This is a genomic window from Pradoshia sp. Z5_111 (assembly GCF_058267535.1).
Window position 1 is genome coordinate 117291 of the sequence record NZ_JBZCPQ010000003.1, and the last position, 18063, is coordinate 135353.

17 protein-coding genes are annotated in these 18063 nt (G+C 36.8%); 7 read left to right on the forward strand and 10 right to left on the reverse strand.

The genetic code is table 11. The features are described from left to right. Positions 1–149 precede the first annotated feature (149 nt). The 3 genes from AC4D4A_RS07445 (at position 150) to AC4D4A_RS07455 (ending at position 7018) form a co-directional block, all read left to right on the forward strand. The gene (locus AC4D4A_RS07445) at positions 150–4865 is read left to right on the forward strand and encodes an Ig-like domain-containing protein (RefSeq protein ID WP_490995311.1); all 4716 of its coding nucleotides are present in this window, start codon (positions 150–152) and stop codon (positions 4863–4865) included. A gap of 162 nt (positions 4866–5027) precedes the next feature. Further along, complete coding sequence (locus AC4D4A_RS07450) at positions 5028–5492, forward strand: DinB family protein (RefSeq protein WP_490995312.1); 465 nt, start codon at positions 5028–5030, stop codon at positions 5490–5492. A gap of 302 nt (positions 5493–5794) precedes the next feature. Next, a complete protein-coding gene (locus tag AC4D4A_RS07455) occupies positions 5795–7018 on the forward strand; it encodes a NupC/NupG family nucleoside CNT transporter (RefSeq protein WP_490995313.1) in 1224 nt (407 codons plus the stop codon). A gap of 237 nt (positions 7019–7255) precedes the next feature. Here AC4D4A_RS07455 and AC4D4A_RS07460 read toward each other — a convergent pair whose 3' ends face one another. Both AC4D4A_RS07460 and AC4D4A_RS07465 read right to left on the reverse strand, forming a co-directional pair. Further along, the gene (locus tag AC4D4A_RS07460) at positions 7256–8542 is read right to left on the reverse strand and encodes a C40 family peptidase (RefSeq protein ID WP_490995314.1); all 1287 of its coding nucleotides are present in this window, start codon (positions 8540–8542) and stop codon (positions 7256–7258) included. Between the two features lie 380 nt (positions 8543–8922). Continuing rightward, positions 8923–9432: a response regulator transcription factor gene (locus AC4D4A_RS07465; RefSeq protein WP_490995315.1), complete on the reverse strand. Its 510-nt coding sequence runs from the start codon at positions 9430–9432 to the stop codon at positions 8923–8925. A gap of 96 nt (positions 9433–9528) precedes the next feature. Between AC4D4A_RS07465 and AC4D4A_RS07470 the strand changes: the two genes are divergently transcribed. Beyond that, positions 9529–9957, forward strand: coding sequence for a hypothetical protein (locus AC4D4A_RS07470; protein ID WP_490995316.1), 429 nt, complete (start codon positions 9529–9531; stop codon positions 9955–9957). On the opposite strand, the gene AC4D4A_RS07475 is transcribed toward AC4D4A_RS07470, so the two are convergent. The 5 genes from AC4D4A_RS07475 to AC4D4A_RS07495 form a co-directional block, all read right to left on the reverse strand. Next, the gene (locus AC4D4A_RS07475; RefSeq protein WP_490995317.1) at positions 9944–10450 is read right to left on the reverse strand and encodes a DUF1643 domain-containing protein; all 507 of its coding nucleotides are present in this window, start codon (positions 10448–10450) and stop codon (positions 9944–9946) included. The genes AC4D4A_RS07470 and AC4D4A_RS07475 overlap by 14 nt on opposite strands. Positions 10451–10548: 98 nt before the next feature. Further along, complete coding sequence (locus tag AC4D4A_RS07480) at positions 10549–11862, reverse strand: DUF4179 domain-containing protein (RefSeq protein ID WP_490995318.1); 1314 nt, start codon at positions 11860–11862, stop codon at positions 10549–10551. Next, positions 11855–12373, reverse strand: coding sequence for a sigma-70 family RNA polymerase sigma factor (locus tag AC4D4A_RS07485; RefSeq protein WP_490995319.1), 519 nt, complete (start codon positions 12371–12373; stop codon positions 11855–11857). Before AC4D4A_RS07485 ends, AC4D4A_RS07480 begins: the two co-directional genes overlap by 8 nt. A gap of 152 nt (positions 12374–12525) precedes the next feature. Further along, entirely contained in the window at positions 12526–12858 is a 333-nt protein-coding gene (locus AC4D4A_RS07490) for a hypothetical protein (protein ID WP_490995320.1), read from the reverse strand. A 34-nt stretch (positions 12859–12892) separates the two neighbouring features. Then, on the reverse strand, positions 12893–13795 hold the full coding sequence (locus AC4D4A_RS07495) for an AEC family transporter (protein ID WP_490995321.1): 903 nt from the start codon (positions 13793–13795) through the stop codon (positions 12893–12895). Between the two features lie 170 nt (positions 13796–13965). On the opposite strand from AC4D4A_RS07495, the gene AC4D4A_RS07500 reads away from it, so the two are divergent. Then, on the forward strand, positions 13966–15222 hold the full coding sequence (locus AC4D4A_RS07500; RefSeq protein WP_490995322.1) for an MDR family MFS transporter: 1257 nt from the start codon (positions 13966–13968) through the stop codon (positions 15220–15222). Between the two features lie 175 nt (positions 15223–15397). Here AC4D4A_RS07500 and AC4D4A_RS07505 read toward each other — a convergent pair whose 3' ends face one another. Then, entirely contained in the window at positions 15398–15817 is a 420-nt protein-coding gene (locus AC4D4A_RS07505; RefSeq protein WP_490995323.1) for a hypothetical protein, read from the reverse strand. A gap of 198 nt (positions 15818–16015) precedes the next feature. Here AC4D4A_RS07505 and AC4D4A_RS07510 point away from each other — a divergent pair, with 198 nt between their 5' ends. Further along, entirely contained in the window at positions 16016–16186 is a 171-nt protein-coding gene (locus AC4D4A_RS07510) for a hypothetical protein (protein ID WP_490995324.1), read from the forward strand. 85 nt (positions 16187–16271) lie between these two features. On the opposite strand, the gene AC4D4A_RS07515 is transcribed toward AC4D4A_RS07510, so the two are convergent. Further along, positions 16272–16589, reverse strand: coding sequence for a hypothetical protein (locus tag AC4D4A_RS07515; RefSeq protein WP_490995325.1), 318 nt, complete (start codon positions 16587–16589; stop codon positions 16272–16274). A gap of 105 nt (positions 16590–16694) precedes the next feature. Beyond that, the gene (locus AC4D4A_RS07520; protein WP_490995326.1) at positions 16695–16970 is read right to left on the reverse strand and encodes a DUF2187 family protein; all 276 of its coding nucleotides are present in this window, start codon (positions 16968–16970) and stop codon (positions 16695–16697) included. A 191-nt stretch (positions 16971–17161) separates the two neighbouring features. On the opposite strand from AC4D4A_RS07520, the gene AC4D4A_RS07525 reads away from it, so the two are divergent. Further along, positions 17162–17932 (forward strand): DUF4931 domain-containing protein, encoded by a 771-nt coding sequence (locus AC4D4A_RS07525; RefSeq protein WP_490995327.1) that lies wholly within the window; start codon positions 17162–17164, stop codon positions 17930–17932. Positions 17933–18063 lie beyond the last annotated feature (131 nt).

Sequence of the window (18063 nt, forward strand, 5' to 3'; positions counted from 1 at the left end):
TCAAAAAATTAAAAAGACTATTTATAATCATGGTGTTAAATTAATAGTGTGGTAGATAGTAAGTTATTTACCTTATATTCCATTATTGATAACCAAGGGAGGGATTTTGTAGTTTTAAGTTTTTGACAAATGAAGGGGAGGTTGGAGCTTTGCATTTCAAAAATACTAAGAATGTAGTTTTTGCTTTACTATCACTAGTATTACTCTTATCTAACTTATTAATCGGTATAGGAACAGCGAGCGCTAATACATATGAAAATACTAAACTAAAGCCCTTTAGTAACACAGTAAAAAAGAAACTGGATGTAAGTAAATATGACCCAGATGAAAAGGTACGGGTTATTGTAGAACTAGAAGGTAGCCCTGCAATTGATTACGCCACTAAACAAGGTGTTATGTTTAAAGAACTCTCTAAATCAAAACAATCGGAATTACAATCCACAGTTAAAGATCAACAATCCAATTTTCTTTCCTCTGTTAATAAAAAACGCGTAAAGTTTGATGTGGAAAACTCCTTTACTGTTGTTGCAAACGGAGTCAGCGGTGAAGTGAAGGCTTCGGACATTTCAAAAATCGAGAGTATTTCCACTGTTTCTTCCGTTTATATTGCCAATGAATATGAACGACCGAAAGTAAAACCAGAAATGGTATCAAGTGGAGATATTGTTAAAGCTGAAGAAACATGGGTCAGAGGGTACAATGGTACGGGTACAGTTGTCGGTATTATTGATACTGGAATTGATCCTAGCCATAAAGATATGATTTTGACTGATGAAAGTAAAGCTAAATTAAAAAAATCTGATGTAGACTCAGTTGTATCCAAGAATAATCTCCCAGGAAAGTATCACACTACAAAAGTTCCATATGGATATAATTATTATGATAAAAACCAGGAAATATTAGATTTAGGGCCTGATGCATCCATGCATGGAATGCACGTAGGCGGGACAGTTGGCTCCAATGGCTCTAAAGATGCCGGTGGTATTAAGGGAATTGCCCCTGAAACACAATTATTGGCTTTAAAAGTTTTTGGCAATGATGCTGCTATGCCTTCTACTTGGGGCGATATTTACATTAAGGCTATTGATGACGCCCTCCTGCTTGGTGCAGATGTGCTTAATATGAGTCTAGGATCAACCGCAGGATTCCAAAGTCCGGAAGATCCAGAACAAAAAGCAGTGGAAAGAGCAGTAAATAATGGTGTGCTGATGTCAATCTCAGCAGGGAATTCTGCACAAATCTCTGATGGATATGCAGATCCTCTTGCAATCAATCCTGATATAGGACTTGTCGGTTCACCAAGCGTTTCCAAAGATTCAATTTCTGTCGCATCATTAGAAAACACGAATGTATTTGTAGACAAATTCGAATTAACAATAGGCGGAACGACTTATCCGGCTGGATATAAAACACAGTCCTCTCCTCTGCCACTAGATGTTTTTGGCACAAATGAACAGGATGTCGTTTATGTAGGAGATGGACACCCAGATCGATATAAGGACAAGGATGTAAGGGGTAAAATTGTCTTTGCTGTCAGAACTGGCGCTGCTCCAAACTATGGAGAAATCCAAAAGCAAGCAGAAACTGCAGGTGCAATTGGTGTTATTGTCAGAGGAACACCGGCACATGGCGATTTTGTAAGCATGGCCTTAAACAGCCCTACCATTCCACTAGTTTCACTACGTGTGAGTGATGGCACCATGTTTGAAGAGAAAATCAAAGCAGCCGGTGACATTGGCAAAGTTAAATTTACCGGGGAAATGATTCAACTTGAAAATGGTACAGCTGGTCAATTGTCGACCTTTACTTCTTGGGGAGTAACGCCAAATTTAGATTTCAAACCAGAAATTACGGCACCTGGTGGAAAAATCTATTCCACATTAAATGATAATAAATACGGAGTTATGAGTGGTACATCCATGGCTGCACCCCATGTATCAGGCGGTTCAGCTCTTGTTTTAGAGTATGTAGAAAAAACTTTCCCGAACCTAACAGGCAAGGATAAAGTTCAGCGCGCTAAAACTTTATTAATGAACACATCTGAAACTATTAAAGATCCTGCTGGCACGACATACTATTCACCACGCCGCCAAGGTGCAGGTGTAATGAAATTAAATTCAGCAGTCACTTCACCAGTTTACGTTGTAGCCAAGGGAACTAATGAAGGAAAAGTCACATTAAAAGAAATTTCAACTGATAAGTTCTCCTTCACACTGACAGCTACTAACTTCAGTGAGAAAGATGCAACCTATACAGTTGATACCAGCGTGCTTTCTGACGCTCTATATGTGGCAGGCGGATATACATTTAATAATTTGACTCCTCAGGAAATCAAAAAAGCGATTGTTGCATCCGACAGTGAAATTACCATTGGAGCTGGAAAATCAAAAGATTTCACGATCACAATCGATTTAAAAAATGCCAAAGCTGATTTAGAAAAAGCAATGAAAAACGGATACTTTATCGAAGGCTTTGTTTTCTTAAAAGCCAAAAATGTAGAAGATTCATTACCTACCCTATCCGTACCATTCGTTGGTTTTAAAGGCGATTGGAACAAGGCAAACATTATTGACCCAATGAATAATGATGCTAACTCATTCTACGGATATACAGGTCTCGCTGATTCATATACTGGTGAATTTTACGGTGTTAGCCCATTTGATAAGAACCAAATTGTCGATCCTTCTAAAATAGCTTTTTCACCAAATGGAGATGACCATAATGATACCGTAGCACCAGCCCTATCATTTTTACGAAATAGTAAGACAGTGGAATACAGTATTACCGATACAGATGGTAACACCCTTCGTAAAATAACGACTGATAAGTACCAAAGAAAGAATTATGCAGCCGACTCTGTTGTCACTTTCGACTTCTTAACAGAATGGGATGGCAAAGTAAACAATAAACAAGTCCAGGAAGGCTTGTACTATTACCAAATTAAATCAACGATTGATTTTGAAGGCAAAGAACCTCAAGTATTTAAAATGCCGATTTTGGTCGATAATACAGAGCCAACTGTATCAGAGCTTAAATATGATGATGCAACTAAAACTGTCACTTTTAAAGCAGAGGATACAAAAGCCGGGGCAGGTCTTAAATATATCGAGCTTTCCGTTAACGGTAAAACACTAAAAAATTATGTGGAACCAAATAACAACAATACCTATAGTGTTAATTTAACGGATCAAAAGTATAGCGATGATACCCCTGTCGAAGTGAAGAACGGAGATAATATCAACGTTATAGCACATGATTATGCAGGTAACCGTGGTGCTAAATCATTATTGGATAAGAAGGTTCCTTACATTGTCTCTTGGACACCGGCACCACTTGGAGTCTATGATTATTTGAATGTTGAAATCGATGGATATGTAACGGACGATTCTGAGATGGACTATGTTTGGGTTGAATATGAAGGAAAACGACAAAGCCTACCTCTTGAATGGGATGAAGAAATTAAACAATATTACTTCGAGGATACTCTCGATTTCTCTAAGGAAGGTAAAAAGGACATTCGATTCTATGGAGCGGATGTAGCCGGCAACAAGATTGATTTTAACAGAGAAATCTTCATTGATACAAAAGAACCTACCATTGATATTGACTATAAAGCATTTTCACCAGGCGAAAGCCAAAAGGTTAAGGTAAAAGTTAACGACAACTATAATGCACTGCGGTTACTCGTGAACGGAAATGAAGAAATAAACACGTTTAATGATCTGGGAGATTTACCTGTATACGCACCTTACTCTATATCTAAGGAAATAGAACTTGAAATAGAAGAAGGTGTTAATGAATATGAATTCGTTCTTGAAGATATTGCGGGACACCATGTTACGAAGACAATTGAAATTAATAAAGTTCCTGTACCGGTTCGACCATCTGTAAATACAGTAACAGATGCCAGCACTAAAATCACAGGTACTGCTCCATCCGATTCAAAAGTAACCATCACAGACAAAAAGAACTTAACGCTATCTACAACAGCGGAAAATGGTAAATTCTCAGTAGATTTAAAAACCAAACTAAAAGCGGGTACTAAATTATACGCTACTGTTACAGATCCGAAAACTGGATTAGTGAGCGAAGTAACAACGATCACAGTAACAGACAAAAGCGCTCCTTCTAGTCCTTCTGTTAACGCTGTTTCGGATAAATCAACTACCGTAACAGGTAAAACAGAAGCTGGAGCAGCAGTGACGGTAAAAGCTGGTTCCAAAACTCTTGGTACAGCTACTGCCAATAGCAAAGGAAACTATACCGTCAAAATCAATAAACAAAAAGCTGGCACTTCCCTTTCTGTAACTGCGAAAGATAAAGCTGGCAATACAAGCAAAGCGAAAACGGTTAAAGTGGCCGATAAAACAGCTCCTTCTGCACCTTCAGTCAATACGGTATCTGACAAGTCAACAGCCATAGCAGGAAAGACAGAAGCAGGTGCGAAGGTGACGGTGAAATCTGGTTCCAAAACTCTTGGTACGGCTACTGCCAACAGTAAAGGAAACTACACAGTCAAAATCAAAAAACAAAAAGCTGGCACTTCCCTTTCTGTAACTGCCAAAGATAAGGCTGGCAATACAAGTAAAGCGAAAAACGTTAAAGTCGCAGATAAAACAGCCCCATCCGCACCTTCTGTTAATACGGTCAAGTCAAGTTCTACAAAGGTTACCGGTAAAACAGAACCAAGTGCGAAAATAACTGTGAAAGCAGGATCCAAAACTCTTGGTACTGCGACAGCCAACAGCAAAGGGAACTACACGGTCAAAATCAAAAAACAAAAAGCCGGCACTTCCCTTTCTGTAACGGCTAAGGATAAAGCAGGAAACACAAGCAAAGCAAAAACAATCAAAGTGAAAAACTAATTACCCAAAAAGGTGTCCTGGCAGGAAATCCAGGACACCTTCTTCTTTACAGAGATAGATAATTACTGTACAAGAGTAACTTTAGTATTCTCACTTTGGAGTTATGTGTTGAATATTAGACTTATAACAGAAAAACGTTTTCGGATGAGGAGGACTGATAGTATGCTTCAAATGTTCTTATACAATTGGCAAGTTAGAGAAGACTGGTTTAAATGGTGTCAAAACGTTTCTAGTGAGGAATTGATAAAAAAACGCATCGGGGGAATGGGCAGTATATTACATAATTTATATCATGTCATTGATTGTGAACAAATATGGATTAATCAAATGAAAGGATCAGGAGTCGTTGTCAGAGATCTCACCACTATTACTGAATTGACAGATGTCATAGACTTTTCTAATGAAATTAAAAAACTCACTACAGAATTTATAAACCCCTGGGATTCACAAATGGACAATAAGATACTGAATATAACGAATAGAAACGGGCATACATTTTCCTTCACCTATGGAAAAATCCTCCGCCACATCATCACTCATGAAATACATCACGTTGGACAACTATCTGTTTGGTCAAGAGAATTAGATATAAAGCCTGTATCTTCCGATTTACTATTCAGAGATTAATCCCCCTCTCCTATTAAGAAGGGAACTTGACTTCTTGTTCCCTTCGAGTGTATCTGTATGTACTATTAAAGTTCAGGGCACCTTATTTAAGAGGTGATTTTATCCTCTCCTCACATAGATTCCATACACCGCTTTACACAAAAAAAGAGATACTCCATACAGTTTTCTTTTATTCATTCCGAAATACTACTATTTCAGTACACTCTGCTTGCAATATAAACATTAGATTGTTATATTAACAATTTGTATAATAGTAACAATTTTCTTTTTTTATGTAAAAAATACAATCATGGGGTGACATAATGAATTATCTATGGGGTTTGTTAGGAATTATTTGTATTTTAGGCATTGCTTTTCTTCTTTCCACTAACAAACGAAATATTAATATCCGTACAGTTGTCGTGGCACTAATTATCCAAATTTCTTTTGCATTCATTGTTTTAAAATGGCCGCTTGGACGAGCAGCCTTTCAGAAAGTAACCGATGTTGTAAACAACACGATTGGTTATGCTAATGAAGGAATCAGCTTCCTGGTTGGTGGACTTTATACACCAGAATCCGGGATTACACATGTTTTCTTATTTAATGTTTTAGGAATCATTATTTTCTTCTCTGCCTTAATCTCTGTTTTATATTACTTAGGAATTATGCAATTCGTAATCAAATATGTTGGTGGTGCCCTTTCAAAACTATTGGGTACTAAAAATGCAGAAACATTTAATGCAACTGCCAATATATTCGTAGGTTGTACGGAGGCCCCTCTCGTAATAAAACCATTCATTGAGAAATTAACGAAATCAGAATTGTTTTCTGTCATGGTATGTGGGTTAGCCTCTGTCTCCGGAAGTGTATTAGTAGGATATGCTTTATTAGGTGTTCCATTGGATTATTTACTTGCTGCCAGTATTATGTCAGCACCCGCGGGACTATTGCTTTCTAAGATCATGATTCCGGAAACCGAAGAAAGCCAGGAGGATGCGGAAGGCTTTGAGATGACAAAAGATGAAGAATCAACAAACGTAATCGATGCAGCTGCAAACGGAGCCTCAACAGGTCTTCAATTAGCTTTAAATGTTGGAGCTATGCTGCTTGCTTTTATCGCCTTGATTGCATTGTTAAATGGTATGTTAGGGTATATTGGCGGTTGGTTTGGATTTGATCAATTATCCATCGAGCTAATTTTAAGTTACATATTCGCACCATTAGCTTTTGTAATTGGCGTTCCGTGGAATGAAGCTCTGCAGGCTGGAAACTTCATCGGTCAAAAACTCGTCATTAATGAATTTGTTGCCTACAGTAATTTTGCACCAATGATTGATACAATGTCAGATAAAGCCGTTGTCATTATCAGCTTTGCATTATGCGGGTTTGCCAATCTTTCTTCTCTTGGAATCTTACTCGGTGGACTTGGCAAGCTAGCACCAAATCGCAGACCGGACATTGCCCGTTTAGGAATAAAAGCGATTATTGCCGGCGCATTGGCATCTTGTTTAAGTGCTGCTATTGCAGGCATGATTATTGGTTAATCATGCTCCGATAAAAATTTAATGATAAATCAAGAAATGAGGCTGCCTCGTAAGCAATTAATTGGCTTACTGGCGTCTCATTTTTTGTTAAGGATTTCCGTAAGTCCTTTAATCTGGTATTAAAGCTAGATTATTTTTTATTACTCTTAAAGCTCCATTCGTAAACTAATTGATCATAAAAGAAAAAGAGACGTCACTTTAATCATGACGTCTCTTCCCTATCAAGCTTTTTATTGATTAATGAACGCGCACTACACGTCCATTAAATTTTTGTTTCCAGTACCCTGTTTTAAGGCTGGCAATTGCTACACCAGTAGAGCTTTGGGAACCGATGAATTTTCCACCGCCAACATAAATGCCGACATGGCCATCTTTTTTATACGTATCGAAGAAAACCATATCTCCCGGTTGCATTTGGCTTGTTGGAATCTGTCTTCCTGCATATTTCAGAGCATCTGTGCTCGCTGGTACTGAGTATCCACCTTGTTTAAATGCCCAGCTAACAAAACCGGAGCAATCAAAGCGTCCTGCTGCAATATCAGCTTGTGTTCTTCCGCCGCCGAATACATAGACGGAGTTCCCAATATATTTATTGCCTGCAGTAATAACGGTTTGAATATTTTTATTTTGGGTAGAACTATTAGTAGAACTTGGCTTCTTATTAGAAGAGTTTGAATTAGCTGGTTTAGAGCTAGTTTGTTCGTTCTTCGAAGTGCTTACAGCTTCTTCTTTAGAGCTGGAATTCACTTTAGTTGTTGTTTCTTCTTTTTGAGTATTAGCGATCTTTTCAACTTTCTCTTTTACACTGGAAGTTTCTTTTACAACAACTGGCTCTACCACGATGTCGATATTTCTTGCTTTGGCTTCTGCCAATTGGCGTTGGCTTTCTTCTTCCTTAGCTTTAAGCTCTTCCTTTAAGGAATTTGTTTGATTTTGTTGTTGCTTAATATCCTGCTGCATTCCAACAAGCTCTGTTTTCATATCCTTTAAGCCAGCAAGCTTGTCTTCCACAGTTGCTTGTTTATCCTCAAGTTTCGTCTGATCTTCCTGAATTTCATCAATTAATTGACGATCCGCTTTAACAATTGTTGAAACTGCTCCGATTCGTTCAATAAAATCTCCAAAACTAGTAGATCCAAAAATGACCTCTAAATAGCTGACATTACCATTTGTTTGCTGGTATGTAACAGCACGCTTCTTTAAAATTTCTTGGCGTTTTTCATTTTTTTCTTCCAGTTCGGCAATTTCTTTATCTAAAGTCTCTACTTGTTTTTCCGTTTTGACTATATCTTCTTCTGTTTTATTAATCATACTTTGATTATCTTTAACAGCCTGGTTTATTTGAGAAATACGAGTATTAAGAGTAGAGATTTCAGCTTGTACCTCATTTAAAGCAGCTTGAGCTTTATCAACCTCAGCTTGCCTGGCCGGGTCTTTTGCAGCACTTGCTGATGGAATGCCTATGTAACTGCTGAACCCAAGCAATAAAGCCGTACTTAGCGCAATAATTCTTTTATTCATCATTAAGATATTACCTGCTTCCTAGTTTTTTAATTTATCGGGTCTTTCATACCATTTCTATTTATCTATTTATCTAACATGGATAAGTATATCATGCTAATTTAACAAATAAGTTATAGTAATATTACAATTATGTTTCAAAAACATGTACAAGTTTTTATTTTGTAATAATAGGGTATAAATAATTTCGATTCTATAAAAAAACTTACAAAAGGTAATTTATTTAGTAAAATAAATGTAAATTACTTTTAACAGAAGAAGAAAATTAAGCTAAAATCCACTTAAAAATCCCGTGATTATTGGCGAATCAAACCTATTTTATTATTTTAATAAAACATCTAAACTATCCAAGTATTTTCTATGATCCTCTTATTTCCATATTTCTAATCTATAATCCCCATTCTAATAGCCTTTACAGCTACTTCTGTTCGATTTTTGGCATCCAACCTTCTCATAATAGTCGAAATATAGTCTCTGACTGTATACTCACTTAAATAAAGCTGAACAGCTGCCTCTGTTGTAGATGCTCCTGCAGCCAATAACTTAATAATATCAACCTCACGCGGAGAAAATGATAGTTTACGCTCCAAATCACTCTGTGTTACAGAATTTTCAGGGTTCGTAAACCTAAGCAATAGCTCTCCTGCACTTTGCCCAAATTTCATTAATGCGGGATACAAGCTCCTATCCCGCTCAAATTTCCGCCCTGGCCCTTTATCTAGTAAAATTCCGCCAATCATCTTACCTTCTTCCGGAACATAAATAGGGACAATTAACAGGGATACAAGATTAAATTGCTTAATAAATTTTTCAGGAAAACCATATGTGGCATCCTCTATATAAATAGGCTGAAAATTACGCAGCTCATTTCCTGCGGGTTTTAATTTATTCAAATAATGTGTCAGTGCAGGAATGTTTATGATTTGTTCCTGAATCTCTCTAACTTGCCTAACTTCTCATTTAGTTTTGATTCAGGCGTCGGTAGCCAGATGGAAGATAAAAGTGAAGAGGAATTAAAGGATATTATAAAAAATCTACAAGAAGGGACTAAAGACGAAAAAGAAGAAGAAGAAGAAGAAGAAGAAGCAAACGAGTCAGACGAGCAAGATAAAGAAGAAACGAATAAAGAGGAAGAATCGGACAAACCTTCGGGCGATCAACCTGCGACTGAACCTGAAACACCGGAAGCTGAGACACCGGCTACTGAACCTGCCCCGGATCCTGCTGTACCACCTGAACCAGAAGAGGAAGAAGACGGTGGAAATCCGGATGATGGGATAGAAGAACCTGAGCCTCCTGTTGACGATGGCACAGACGAAACTGAACTACCAACTCCGCCACCTGCTTCAAAAACTACTTATCTATCTATAAAGGAGCTGTCGAAACGAATCGACAGCTCCTTTGTCATGACGGTTTAAACGAACTTACATTTGGAAAGAGATAGGGTTGAACTGTCGTATCACTTCTTACAAACAACGGATGCAGGGGATGCCCATCTCTTGTTGTACCCAGGCAGTTAGGATCATATCCCTTAAACCAATCCGATAATTCCTGATAATCTTTGTGAAGGATGGTACAGTTTTCTCCCCAGCCAACGATAATTTCGGAACCGCTGTGTAAGGCATTTTCTAAATAGAAGCGATTCTCAGGGCCTGTAGCCTCCTCCAAGGACAGATTCCTGAGATCTCTCCATCCCCTGCTACGATACGCAAATACATTTACCAATTCCACAGAGCCGCAATCTAATTTCTTAGCAAATGAAACACAGCGCATAGTCGTCCGGTCATCCACCCTGTCATCAGCCTCGCTTGGGTGTAAAAGAACAAAGACAGCTTTTCTTAAATTGTAATCATCCCATTCCCTCTTTAGGGAATATCGATAATTTCCTTTTATGATGGCACTCCTTTTCAATCGATTTCCCCCTTTCCGTTCCTATTATTATGTATAAGCTCCTGAGGTGACTTTTATGATAAAATTGGCCAACAATCACTGAGGACAATTTTGGTCCATTATTTTATTTGGAGCTTGACTTGTTGTTTGTGGGTAAGCGGGTAACCGCCAATTTCCAAATGAATTGGGCCTTTTGTTACTTTTTCAGGTTGAAATTCCACTCTTACTTCTTTTCTCTCTATTCCTTCACTTGACCTGAACGACTGTTTGTGCCCGGTAATATCATTACCGGCTCCATCTGTGACTAATCCAATATTCAAACCATTATGATTATCAGGAGTATCTAGCTGAACAACGATTTCCCGCCCTTCGATTTTTGCTGACTGAATGATTCCATCCGCTGGGTATTTTAAAAGATGACCGTCTTTTTCATCAATTTGAATCGTAACATCTTCCTTATTTAATGCATGGATTCCGTCAAATACGATATAAAGCTCCTTTGAAGTATTAAAAAAATTACTTTCTATATAAACTAAATGTTCATCGTCATTTATATAGGAAGCCATTACTCCACTGTTCCCATTTCCCCACTCTTCACCTTTCTCATCAACAACCCTTACATTTTCAAGGACAAAAATACGCTTTGTATTTGCCTTATCATAGCTAATACTTATAACCATACTCAGCGGGTATGTGTCCACTTTTGTAAAAGTGATAACCTGATTATCTACTTTAACTGTTTTATTTATCCGTATTTCCTTATGCTGATTCTTATAGATAGAGTGATCAATGGATAAGGGAAAATGGAATGTATTTAATAACTTATCGCTCTGATCAACTTCAAATGAAATTTTAATATCACTTTCCTCATTCAGCGATTCATCAAATTTAAATCTTACACTTGTAGAGTTCTCTTCCTCCATAGATGAAGATGGATAGTATACAATAGAGAGTTCATCTTTTTCCTTTCCATCTACAATCAGTTCAATATTGCGATTACTTATATTCTCCCTTTCTTCTTGTGCCTCTACTTTATAAAAAACAACTAAATCATGATGATCGACAATCAATGATTCAACGGTAATCTCTACGCCATTACTTTCTTTTTTAAGTTCAATTTCCTGTAAAAAATCATTCTCCACAGCAGACATATAGCCTTTATCGTTTCGAATTAGATTGATAATTTTTTCTGCGCCCGGTATGGACAAGAGGGCATTTGCAAAGGACGGTGATACTCGCACCAGGCTAATGCAAGACAGGAGTACAATAGCAGCCGCTGCCAATCCTGAATATTTTATAAGTCTTTTTCTCTTCTTGTGTTTTGCTTTACTAAAGCCTGAGTGAATGGCTGCGGAAACTTTTTCGTTTGGTACAGGCACATATTCCATTTGTTTTTTTAAATCCAATAATTCTTGTCTCTCTTTTTCATACATGGCGGGCACCTCCCGATTCCTTCATTAGTTCCTTGAGCTTCCGAAGGCCTCTGTAAAGTCTGGTTTTAACCGTACTTTGCGGGCATTCACATATCTCGGCAATCTCACGTATGGGCAGGTCCCGTAAATACTTTAATACGATCATTTCACGTGATGGTTCATCAAGGAACATGAGAGCTTCTTCTATTTCAAGCTGACCATAGTCATCCGTATGGACCATTTCCTGTCCAATGAAATGATGGTGTATTTTTTTGGCCTTCAATTCATTTGAACAAACGTTTAATAAAATTCTTACAAGCCATGTGGAGAAATAGGATGGCTCTCGCAGCTTTTTAATTGAACGGTATGCTCGAAAAGTCGTTTCCTGGATAGCTTCCAGAGCTTCCCCTTCATTTTTCAAATAGACAATGGCCATTCGATACAGCTGTTCCTTATGAAGATCTAATAAAGTTAAAAATGCTGTATCATCCCCTTTTATAGCCTTTTGTACTAAAGAAAGATCTTCATGCATGCGGCACCCCCTGTTTTTTCTCTCTATCTATTAGACCGTTTATCCTAGATAAAAGTTTCATTTTTTATAAAATTTACCATATTTTTATAGTTAATAAGATTTATAGCATAAAAAAAAAGACCTCAAAAGCAAGAAGTCAATAATTTATAAATCTAATTAGAGGACATAAAGTATAGAAGGGTTATCAATGGAAATATCATAAATGCTATATTTAATATCTGAGTAAACCATAGAACCATAGACTTTTTATGAGCAATTTTATTAATATATAGAAAAGAAGCTGCACCAATAGCACAGGGGATCAAGCCTAATAATGGATACCTTTGAGGATCTGAGTTGACTGATTGGATAAGTGCTAGTATACATACTACCAAGCTTACCCCCATTAAAAGCGCTGGGATCCATACTTTATTTCTATTCATTCCCCATACCATCCTTTCCGCAGGACAACTAATATTTATATAAATTGATTCAATTAATCCCATTTTATGCACTCCACTATCTAATAAATCCTTCTCACTATAAAACAAAATAAAAAATGATTGGTAATGTGATTAAGCTAAGTATTGTACTTATAAATGTACAAACTGAAACAAATTCCGGCTTTGTATTAAACTGAATAGCATACATCGTCGTATTTGCAGCAGCCGGCATTCCCGCCATGATAATCATTAATTGTTTAAGCAAGGAATCAACTGGCAAGAGGATTGAAATTCCCCACGCTACAAGCGGTGCTATTGCCAATTTAATGATTAATGCATACGTAACCTTTTTATATTCAATATTCTTTAGGCTGATTTTAGCCAACTGCATGCCTAAAACAAGCATGATTGTCGGAATAGCAGCGCTTCCAACTAAATCAATGGTAGTCATTAAGGAATGAGTAACGGTAATACCCGTGTACTGAAATAACAGTCCAAAAATCGCTCCATATGCAACAGGCATACGTACTACTATTGCAAGTGTATCTCTAATCCCTCCGCCTATATCGCTTCCTCGCGCCGCTACATATACCCCAATTGTCGCCATCACAATACTTTGGGTGACCATTAAGATAATGGCATAATCAAATCCGGCAGCCCCAAACAACAATAACGCGACAGGTGTTCCATAATTACCATTGTTCATAAAAACTGAACCAAGAATAAGTCCGCAGGTTTCCTTTATGTTGTATTTATTTATAAAGGCAATAAAACATACAAAGATAATAAGTGCTATACAAAGCCCAAACGCGTAAATAACAATATAAAGATAATCTAACGTCAGTTCATTAGTATAAAATGTTTGAAACACCAGTAAGGGTGTCATTAAATAAAGGGACATCGTTGAAATCGTTTTCGGATCAAACCCTATCTTCTTCTCGCCTATAAATCCTAAAGCAAATATAACAAATACCGGAATCAATACATTAAAAAACTCCATCTGCTTACCTTCTCTCTGGTTGAAACTATCATCTTTCACACACCATTATACCAATATTTTCCTATAAAACTTCAAAATATTTTAAATTTTTTAAACAGTCATTTTATTTTACTTATTTATCTATTAAAATAGAAATTATTGGAATTTAATTAAGGAATCAGGGAGGCATTATGCAGTCTTTCAAAAATTTATTTAGTCCATATCGGGGGTTACCCAAAGAAATCTATATCATATTCTTTGCGCGAATTATTAATAGTCTGGGAGGGTTTGTACATCCGTTACTTGTTTTAATCCTCACCCAGAAGATTGGCATGGATAGTGCCCAAGCTGGACTATATGTTACTTTAGTCAGCGTTATTTCTGCACCAAGTATGATTTTAGGCGGAAAGCTGGCAGACACTTTGGGAAGAAAATTTATTATTGTTGTTTCACAAGGTCTAGGAGGCATAACCGTTATATCCATAGGTTTAATAGAGCCTTCGATGACCATGGCCTATTTGCTTATGTTATCATCACTCTTCTTTGCTTTGTGCTCACCTGCCTACGATGCACTATTGGCGGATTTAACTACCCCAGAGAATCGGAAGGGTGCTTATTCATTAACCTATATGGGTTTTAATTTAGGTTTTGCAGTTGGTCCAATTATGGCCGGTCTACTATATAAAAATCATTTAGATCTTGTTTTCATCATAGATGGTATCGCTACTCTCTTAGCTACAACATTGATTTTTATTTTTATAAAAGAGACAAAAACCAAACATATTTCGGTAACAGAGAAAACGGAAAGAAACCTTGAGCAACATGTAGAAGGATCTGTTTTTAAAGTGCTGAAGGCAAGGCCTATATTAATTATGTTCGCTTTTATTCTATTATGTATTGAATTTGAATACGCACAATGGGCATTTACCATACCTCTGCACTTAGAGGAGCTATTTAATGATTCTGGTGCAGCTTATTACGGAACACTTGCCGCATTTAACGGTATATTGGTTATCTCGTTTACGCCGATTATTACGAAACTGACAAATAAAATAAGGCCTATAAAAGTGATAGCTACCGGAGCCTTGTGCTATGCTTTTGCCTTTGGTATGCTCGCCTTCACCACGATTCTTCCTTTCTTCTATGTATCTATTTTTATCATGACTATTGGAGAAATCATGATTGCGATCAATGCTTCGACCTTTATCGCTAATCAAACACCAGCTTCGCACAGAGGCAGAGTAAGCAGTATTCTTCCACTGGTAATTGGCGCCGGATATGCAACAAGTCCAATGATTATGGGAAGCTTTATTGCAGCTTACTCGATTACATCAGCCTGGATGGTAATTGGATCCCTCGGATTCATTTCAGCAGGACTTATGTGGATGCTGCAGAAGAAAGATTTAACCAATCAGCCTGACACCGACCATGTGAAGGTTGGTGCTTAATCTAATAGCACATAGAGGGGGCAATCACATTCTCTTTTCATCATGTGATTGCCCCTTTAATGGATGATAGCAAACTGCTAGTACTGAATAACGTTAAGTGTTTCACACACAAAAGCTATTCTCCTGTTAGCTCGGCTGACCTGGTTCCCTTCTTATTAGAAAGAGTATAGAAATGTTATTCTTTTTCAAGCCTTTCAACCCAAACAAAATATTCATAATCAGGAATAGGCATAATCATTCTTTTATCATTTTCTACTGCCGTTTCATTACTCACTCCTGCAACAAAAGTATTTGTTTTGGATGAATTTGTATCATGTTTACTTTTTGGTATAGGAATATTAATAGTGTCTTTTACATACCAATATAAATCATTACATCCTACATATGCCACAGCCCATTCCGTTTTATTATTCGCTTCCACTTCCAATACGTAAAAGCCTTGTTTTTGATTATCACTTGTTGAATTTAATATTTTTGTCATTTTAAATTTATCTTCTTTTGAATAATATGATTCTAAGGCTTCTTCTGGTGTACCAGCAAATCCACTACAAGCACACAAAAGCAAACTGCATGCTACTATGATTAGTTTTTTCATAAAATCCCTCTTTTTTGTTTTTCTCAACCTTGTCTCTTTTCTACCATAATAACAAATTTTACCATTAGTAAATACATAAATTTGGTACTTCCTATCTATATGTGCTTATATTCACAATGAAAACCGTCTCCTATTTTACAGGAGCTCTTCTCTATTGAAGTTATATTCTGGCCATTAATACGTTTTTGGGAATTATCGTTGGGAGAGGAATATGATTACAAAGTAAAAGGCGGCGGAGGTATGGATGGGCACATGAGCTTTAACTATGTAGTTTCTACTTTATTACCGGAATCTCTTCCTGAACTGACATTTAATTTTACTGAATATCAAACTCCTTTCAAAAGAAAAAACCAACAGGCCTTGAGATAAAAATATATTAAATGATTAAAGGACCAATCGCGGTCCTTTAATTTAAACATGAAGCCATAGTATGTATAAAGATCATAGTTGAGAATTAGCTAATTGATACATCCTCTTTTGAAACGATTTCCCATCCATTAGCTGTAAGCTTATTTATATAGTCATTAAAACTAATTTCCTCTAATTCAATTGCCATTGGGCTAAGAGATACATAGCATTCATTATTCTCATAATTAACAGTCACCTTCACAACCTCGTATCCATTGTGAAATCCGGGATCAAACCCAGGATCTTCAATTATGTCTCCTATTACCGGACGGATAGTTGACTCAACTGTTTTCATCATCATTTCGCTTCTATTATTTTCTTTGTCCCTGGTAGAGGTTAAAAAGACGAATAAATTAATTTTCATATCTTGTCTCCTTCTTAAATGGTTTTAAAAACTTTAAAGACATGTTCAAGGATGATTTCATTGCACGTCTGGTTCTTTTACAATCACTTCCTGAGCTTTGTTAATTTAATGATAAACCTGATTACTGGATGCATTAATTTGTTGCTCACATACTCTTGCACGAATTTTTGTGGTCTCAATAATTTTATAATTACCATGTCTGACAACTGTTCTGGTTGTGTTGAGTTTCAATTCGTCTGCATATTCTTTAGAAATTTCCACAATACACGAAGCTTCCCTCAGTATTATAATTTCTCCAAAGATAAATAAATTTCCTCTTTTGAAGACAATCACATCACCTATTTCTCCTTGTACATATTGATCTCTATACTCGAAATCCATTTCACTACTCACCGTCCATGTTTTTATAATTAATCAACTAAAGATATATATTCATTGTTACTATCGACAGTTTTTTATGTATTTTTACACATTTTTTATTTCTATAATATGGTTAAAAAGATACAATCGTACATATCTTTAATTTATAATAAACATATCGAGTTTTAACAGTTAACGAGGTAGGTGCAAGTATGGATCAGCAACAATTATATTTTTCAAGTACAATTGGCAGTCAAAAGCCTGAAACTATCCGTAATAAAACAGCAGCCTGCCCCTTTTGCCAAAGAGATGAGCTTACCGATATTCTTGAGACAAAGGGAGATATCATTTGGTTGATGAATAAATATCCCACCCTTCTGGATACCTATCAAACGGTCATCATTGAAACCAATCAATGTCATGAAGATATAAGGGGATATGAACAAAAGCATATGCGTGAATTAATACGCTTCAGTATTGCCAAATGGCTTGAAGTCGAGAAGACTGGTGAGTATGAGTCCGTTATCTTATTTAAGAATCATGGTCCCTTTTCAGGCGGCAGCATTCAGCATGCCCATATGCAAGTCATTGGGATGAAACATGTAGATTACCATAAGAATATGGCTATGATTGATTTTGAGGGCACAGAGGTTTACAAGAAATCCGGTATTGAGTTAAATGTATCTAAGTATCCAGTTATCGGCTTTACTGAATTTAATTTAATATTGAACACTTTAGATGAGATTGATGATTTTGCTGATAAGCTTCAAATCCTGGTCCGTTATATTTTGGATGGTTTCCATAAGGGATGCACCAGCTATAACCTTTTCTTTTACCATTTTCACGACTTGATTATTTGCAAGGCCATCCCACGCTTTGTTGTATCTCCCTTGTTTGTCGGCTATAAGATTCCACAGGTCCTTATGGAAGATCGGCTCGATATCATTAGGAACGATTTATCCAGTTTACTCAGCCAGGCTTAGGCTTTTCGCAGGTCTTTCCTCCCGTCTTATAGCGGGAGGTTTTTGAATTTCAGTATTCATTGCTGATATAGGAACCAAATTAATAAAAACAGTATCATCAGGAACAACCAAAATACGACTTGGAAATATGG

Excerpts from the sequence above, each read along its gene's own strand:
- AC4D4A_RS07450 (WP_490995312.1), top strand. The coding sequence starts at position 5,028 with ATGCTTCAAATGTTCTTATACAATTGGCAAGTTAGAGAAGACTGGTTT.
- AC4D4A_RS07455 (WP_490995313.1), top strand. The coding sequence starts at position 5,795 with ATGAATTATCTATGGGGTTTGTTAGGAATTATTTGTATTTTAGGCATT.
- AC4D4A_RS07460 (WP_490995314.1), bottom strand. The coding sequence starts at position 8,542 with ATGATGAATAAAAGAATTATTGCGCTAAGTACGGCTTTATTGCTTGGG.
- AC4D4A_RS07470 (WP_490995316.1), top strand. The coding sequence starts at position 9,529 with ATGGAAGATAAAAGTGAAGAGGAATTAAAGGATATTATAAAAAATCTA.
- AC4D4A_RS07480 (WP_490995318.1), bottom strand. The coding sequence starts at position 11,862 with ATGTATGAAAAAGAGAGACAAGAATTATTGGATTTAAAAAAACAAATG.
- AC4D4A_RS07485 (WP_490995319.1), bottom strand. The coding sequence starts at position 12,373 with ATGCATGAAGATCTTTCTTTAGTACAAAAGGCTATAAAAGGGGATGAT.
- AC4D4A_RS07490 (WP_490995320.1), bottom strand. The coding sequence starts at position 12,858 with ATGGGATTAATTGAATCAATTTATATAAATATTAGTTGTCCTGCGGAA.
- AC4D4A_RS07495 (WP_490995321.1), bottom strand. The coding sequence starts at position 13,795 with ATGGAGTTTTTTAATGTATTGATTCCGGTATTTGTTATATTTGCTTTA.
- AC4D4A_RS07500 (WP_490995322.1), top strand. The coding sequence starts at position 13,966 with ATGCAGTCTTTCAAAAATTTATTTAGTCCATATCGGGGGTTACCCAAA.
- AC4D4A_RS07505 (WP_490995323.1), bottom strand. The coding sequence starts at position 15,817 with ATGAAAAAACTAATCATAGTAGCATGCAGTTTGCTTTTGTGTGCTTGT.
- AC4D4A_RS07515 (WP_490995325.1), bottom strand. The coding sequence starts at position 16,589 with ATGAAAATTAATTTATTCGTCTTTTTAACCTCTACCAGGGACAAAGAA.
- AC4D4A_RS07520 (WP_490995326.1), bottom strand. The coding sequence starts at position 16,970 with ATGGATTTCGAGTATAGAGATCAATATGTACAAGGAGAAATAGGTGAT.
- AC4D4A_RS07525 (WP_490995327.1), top strand. The coding sequence starts at position 17,162 with ATGGATCAGCAACAATTATATTTTTCAAGTACAATTGGCAGTCAAAAG.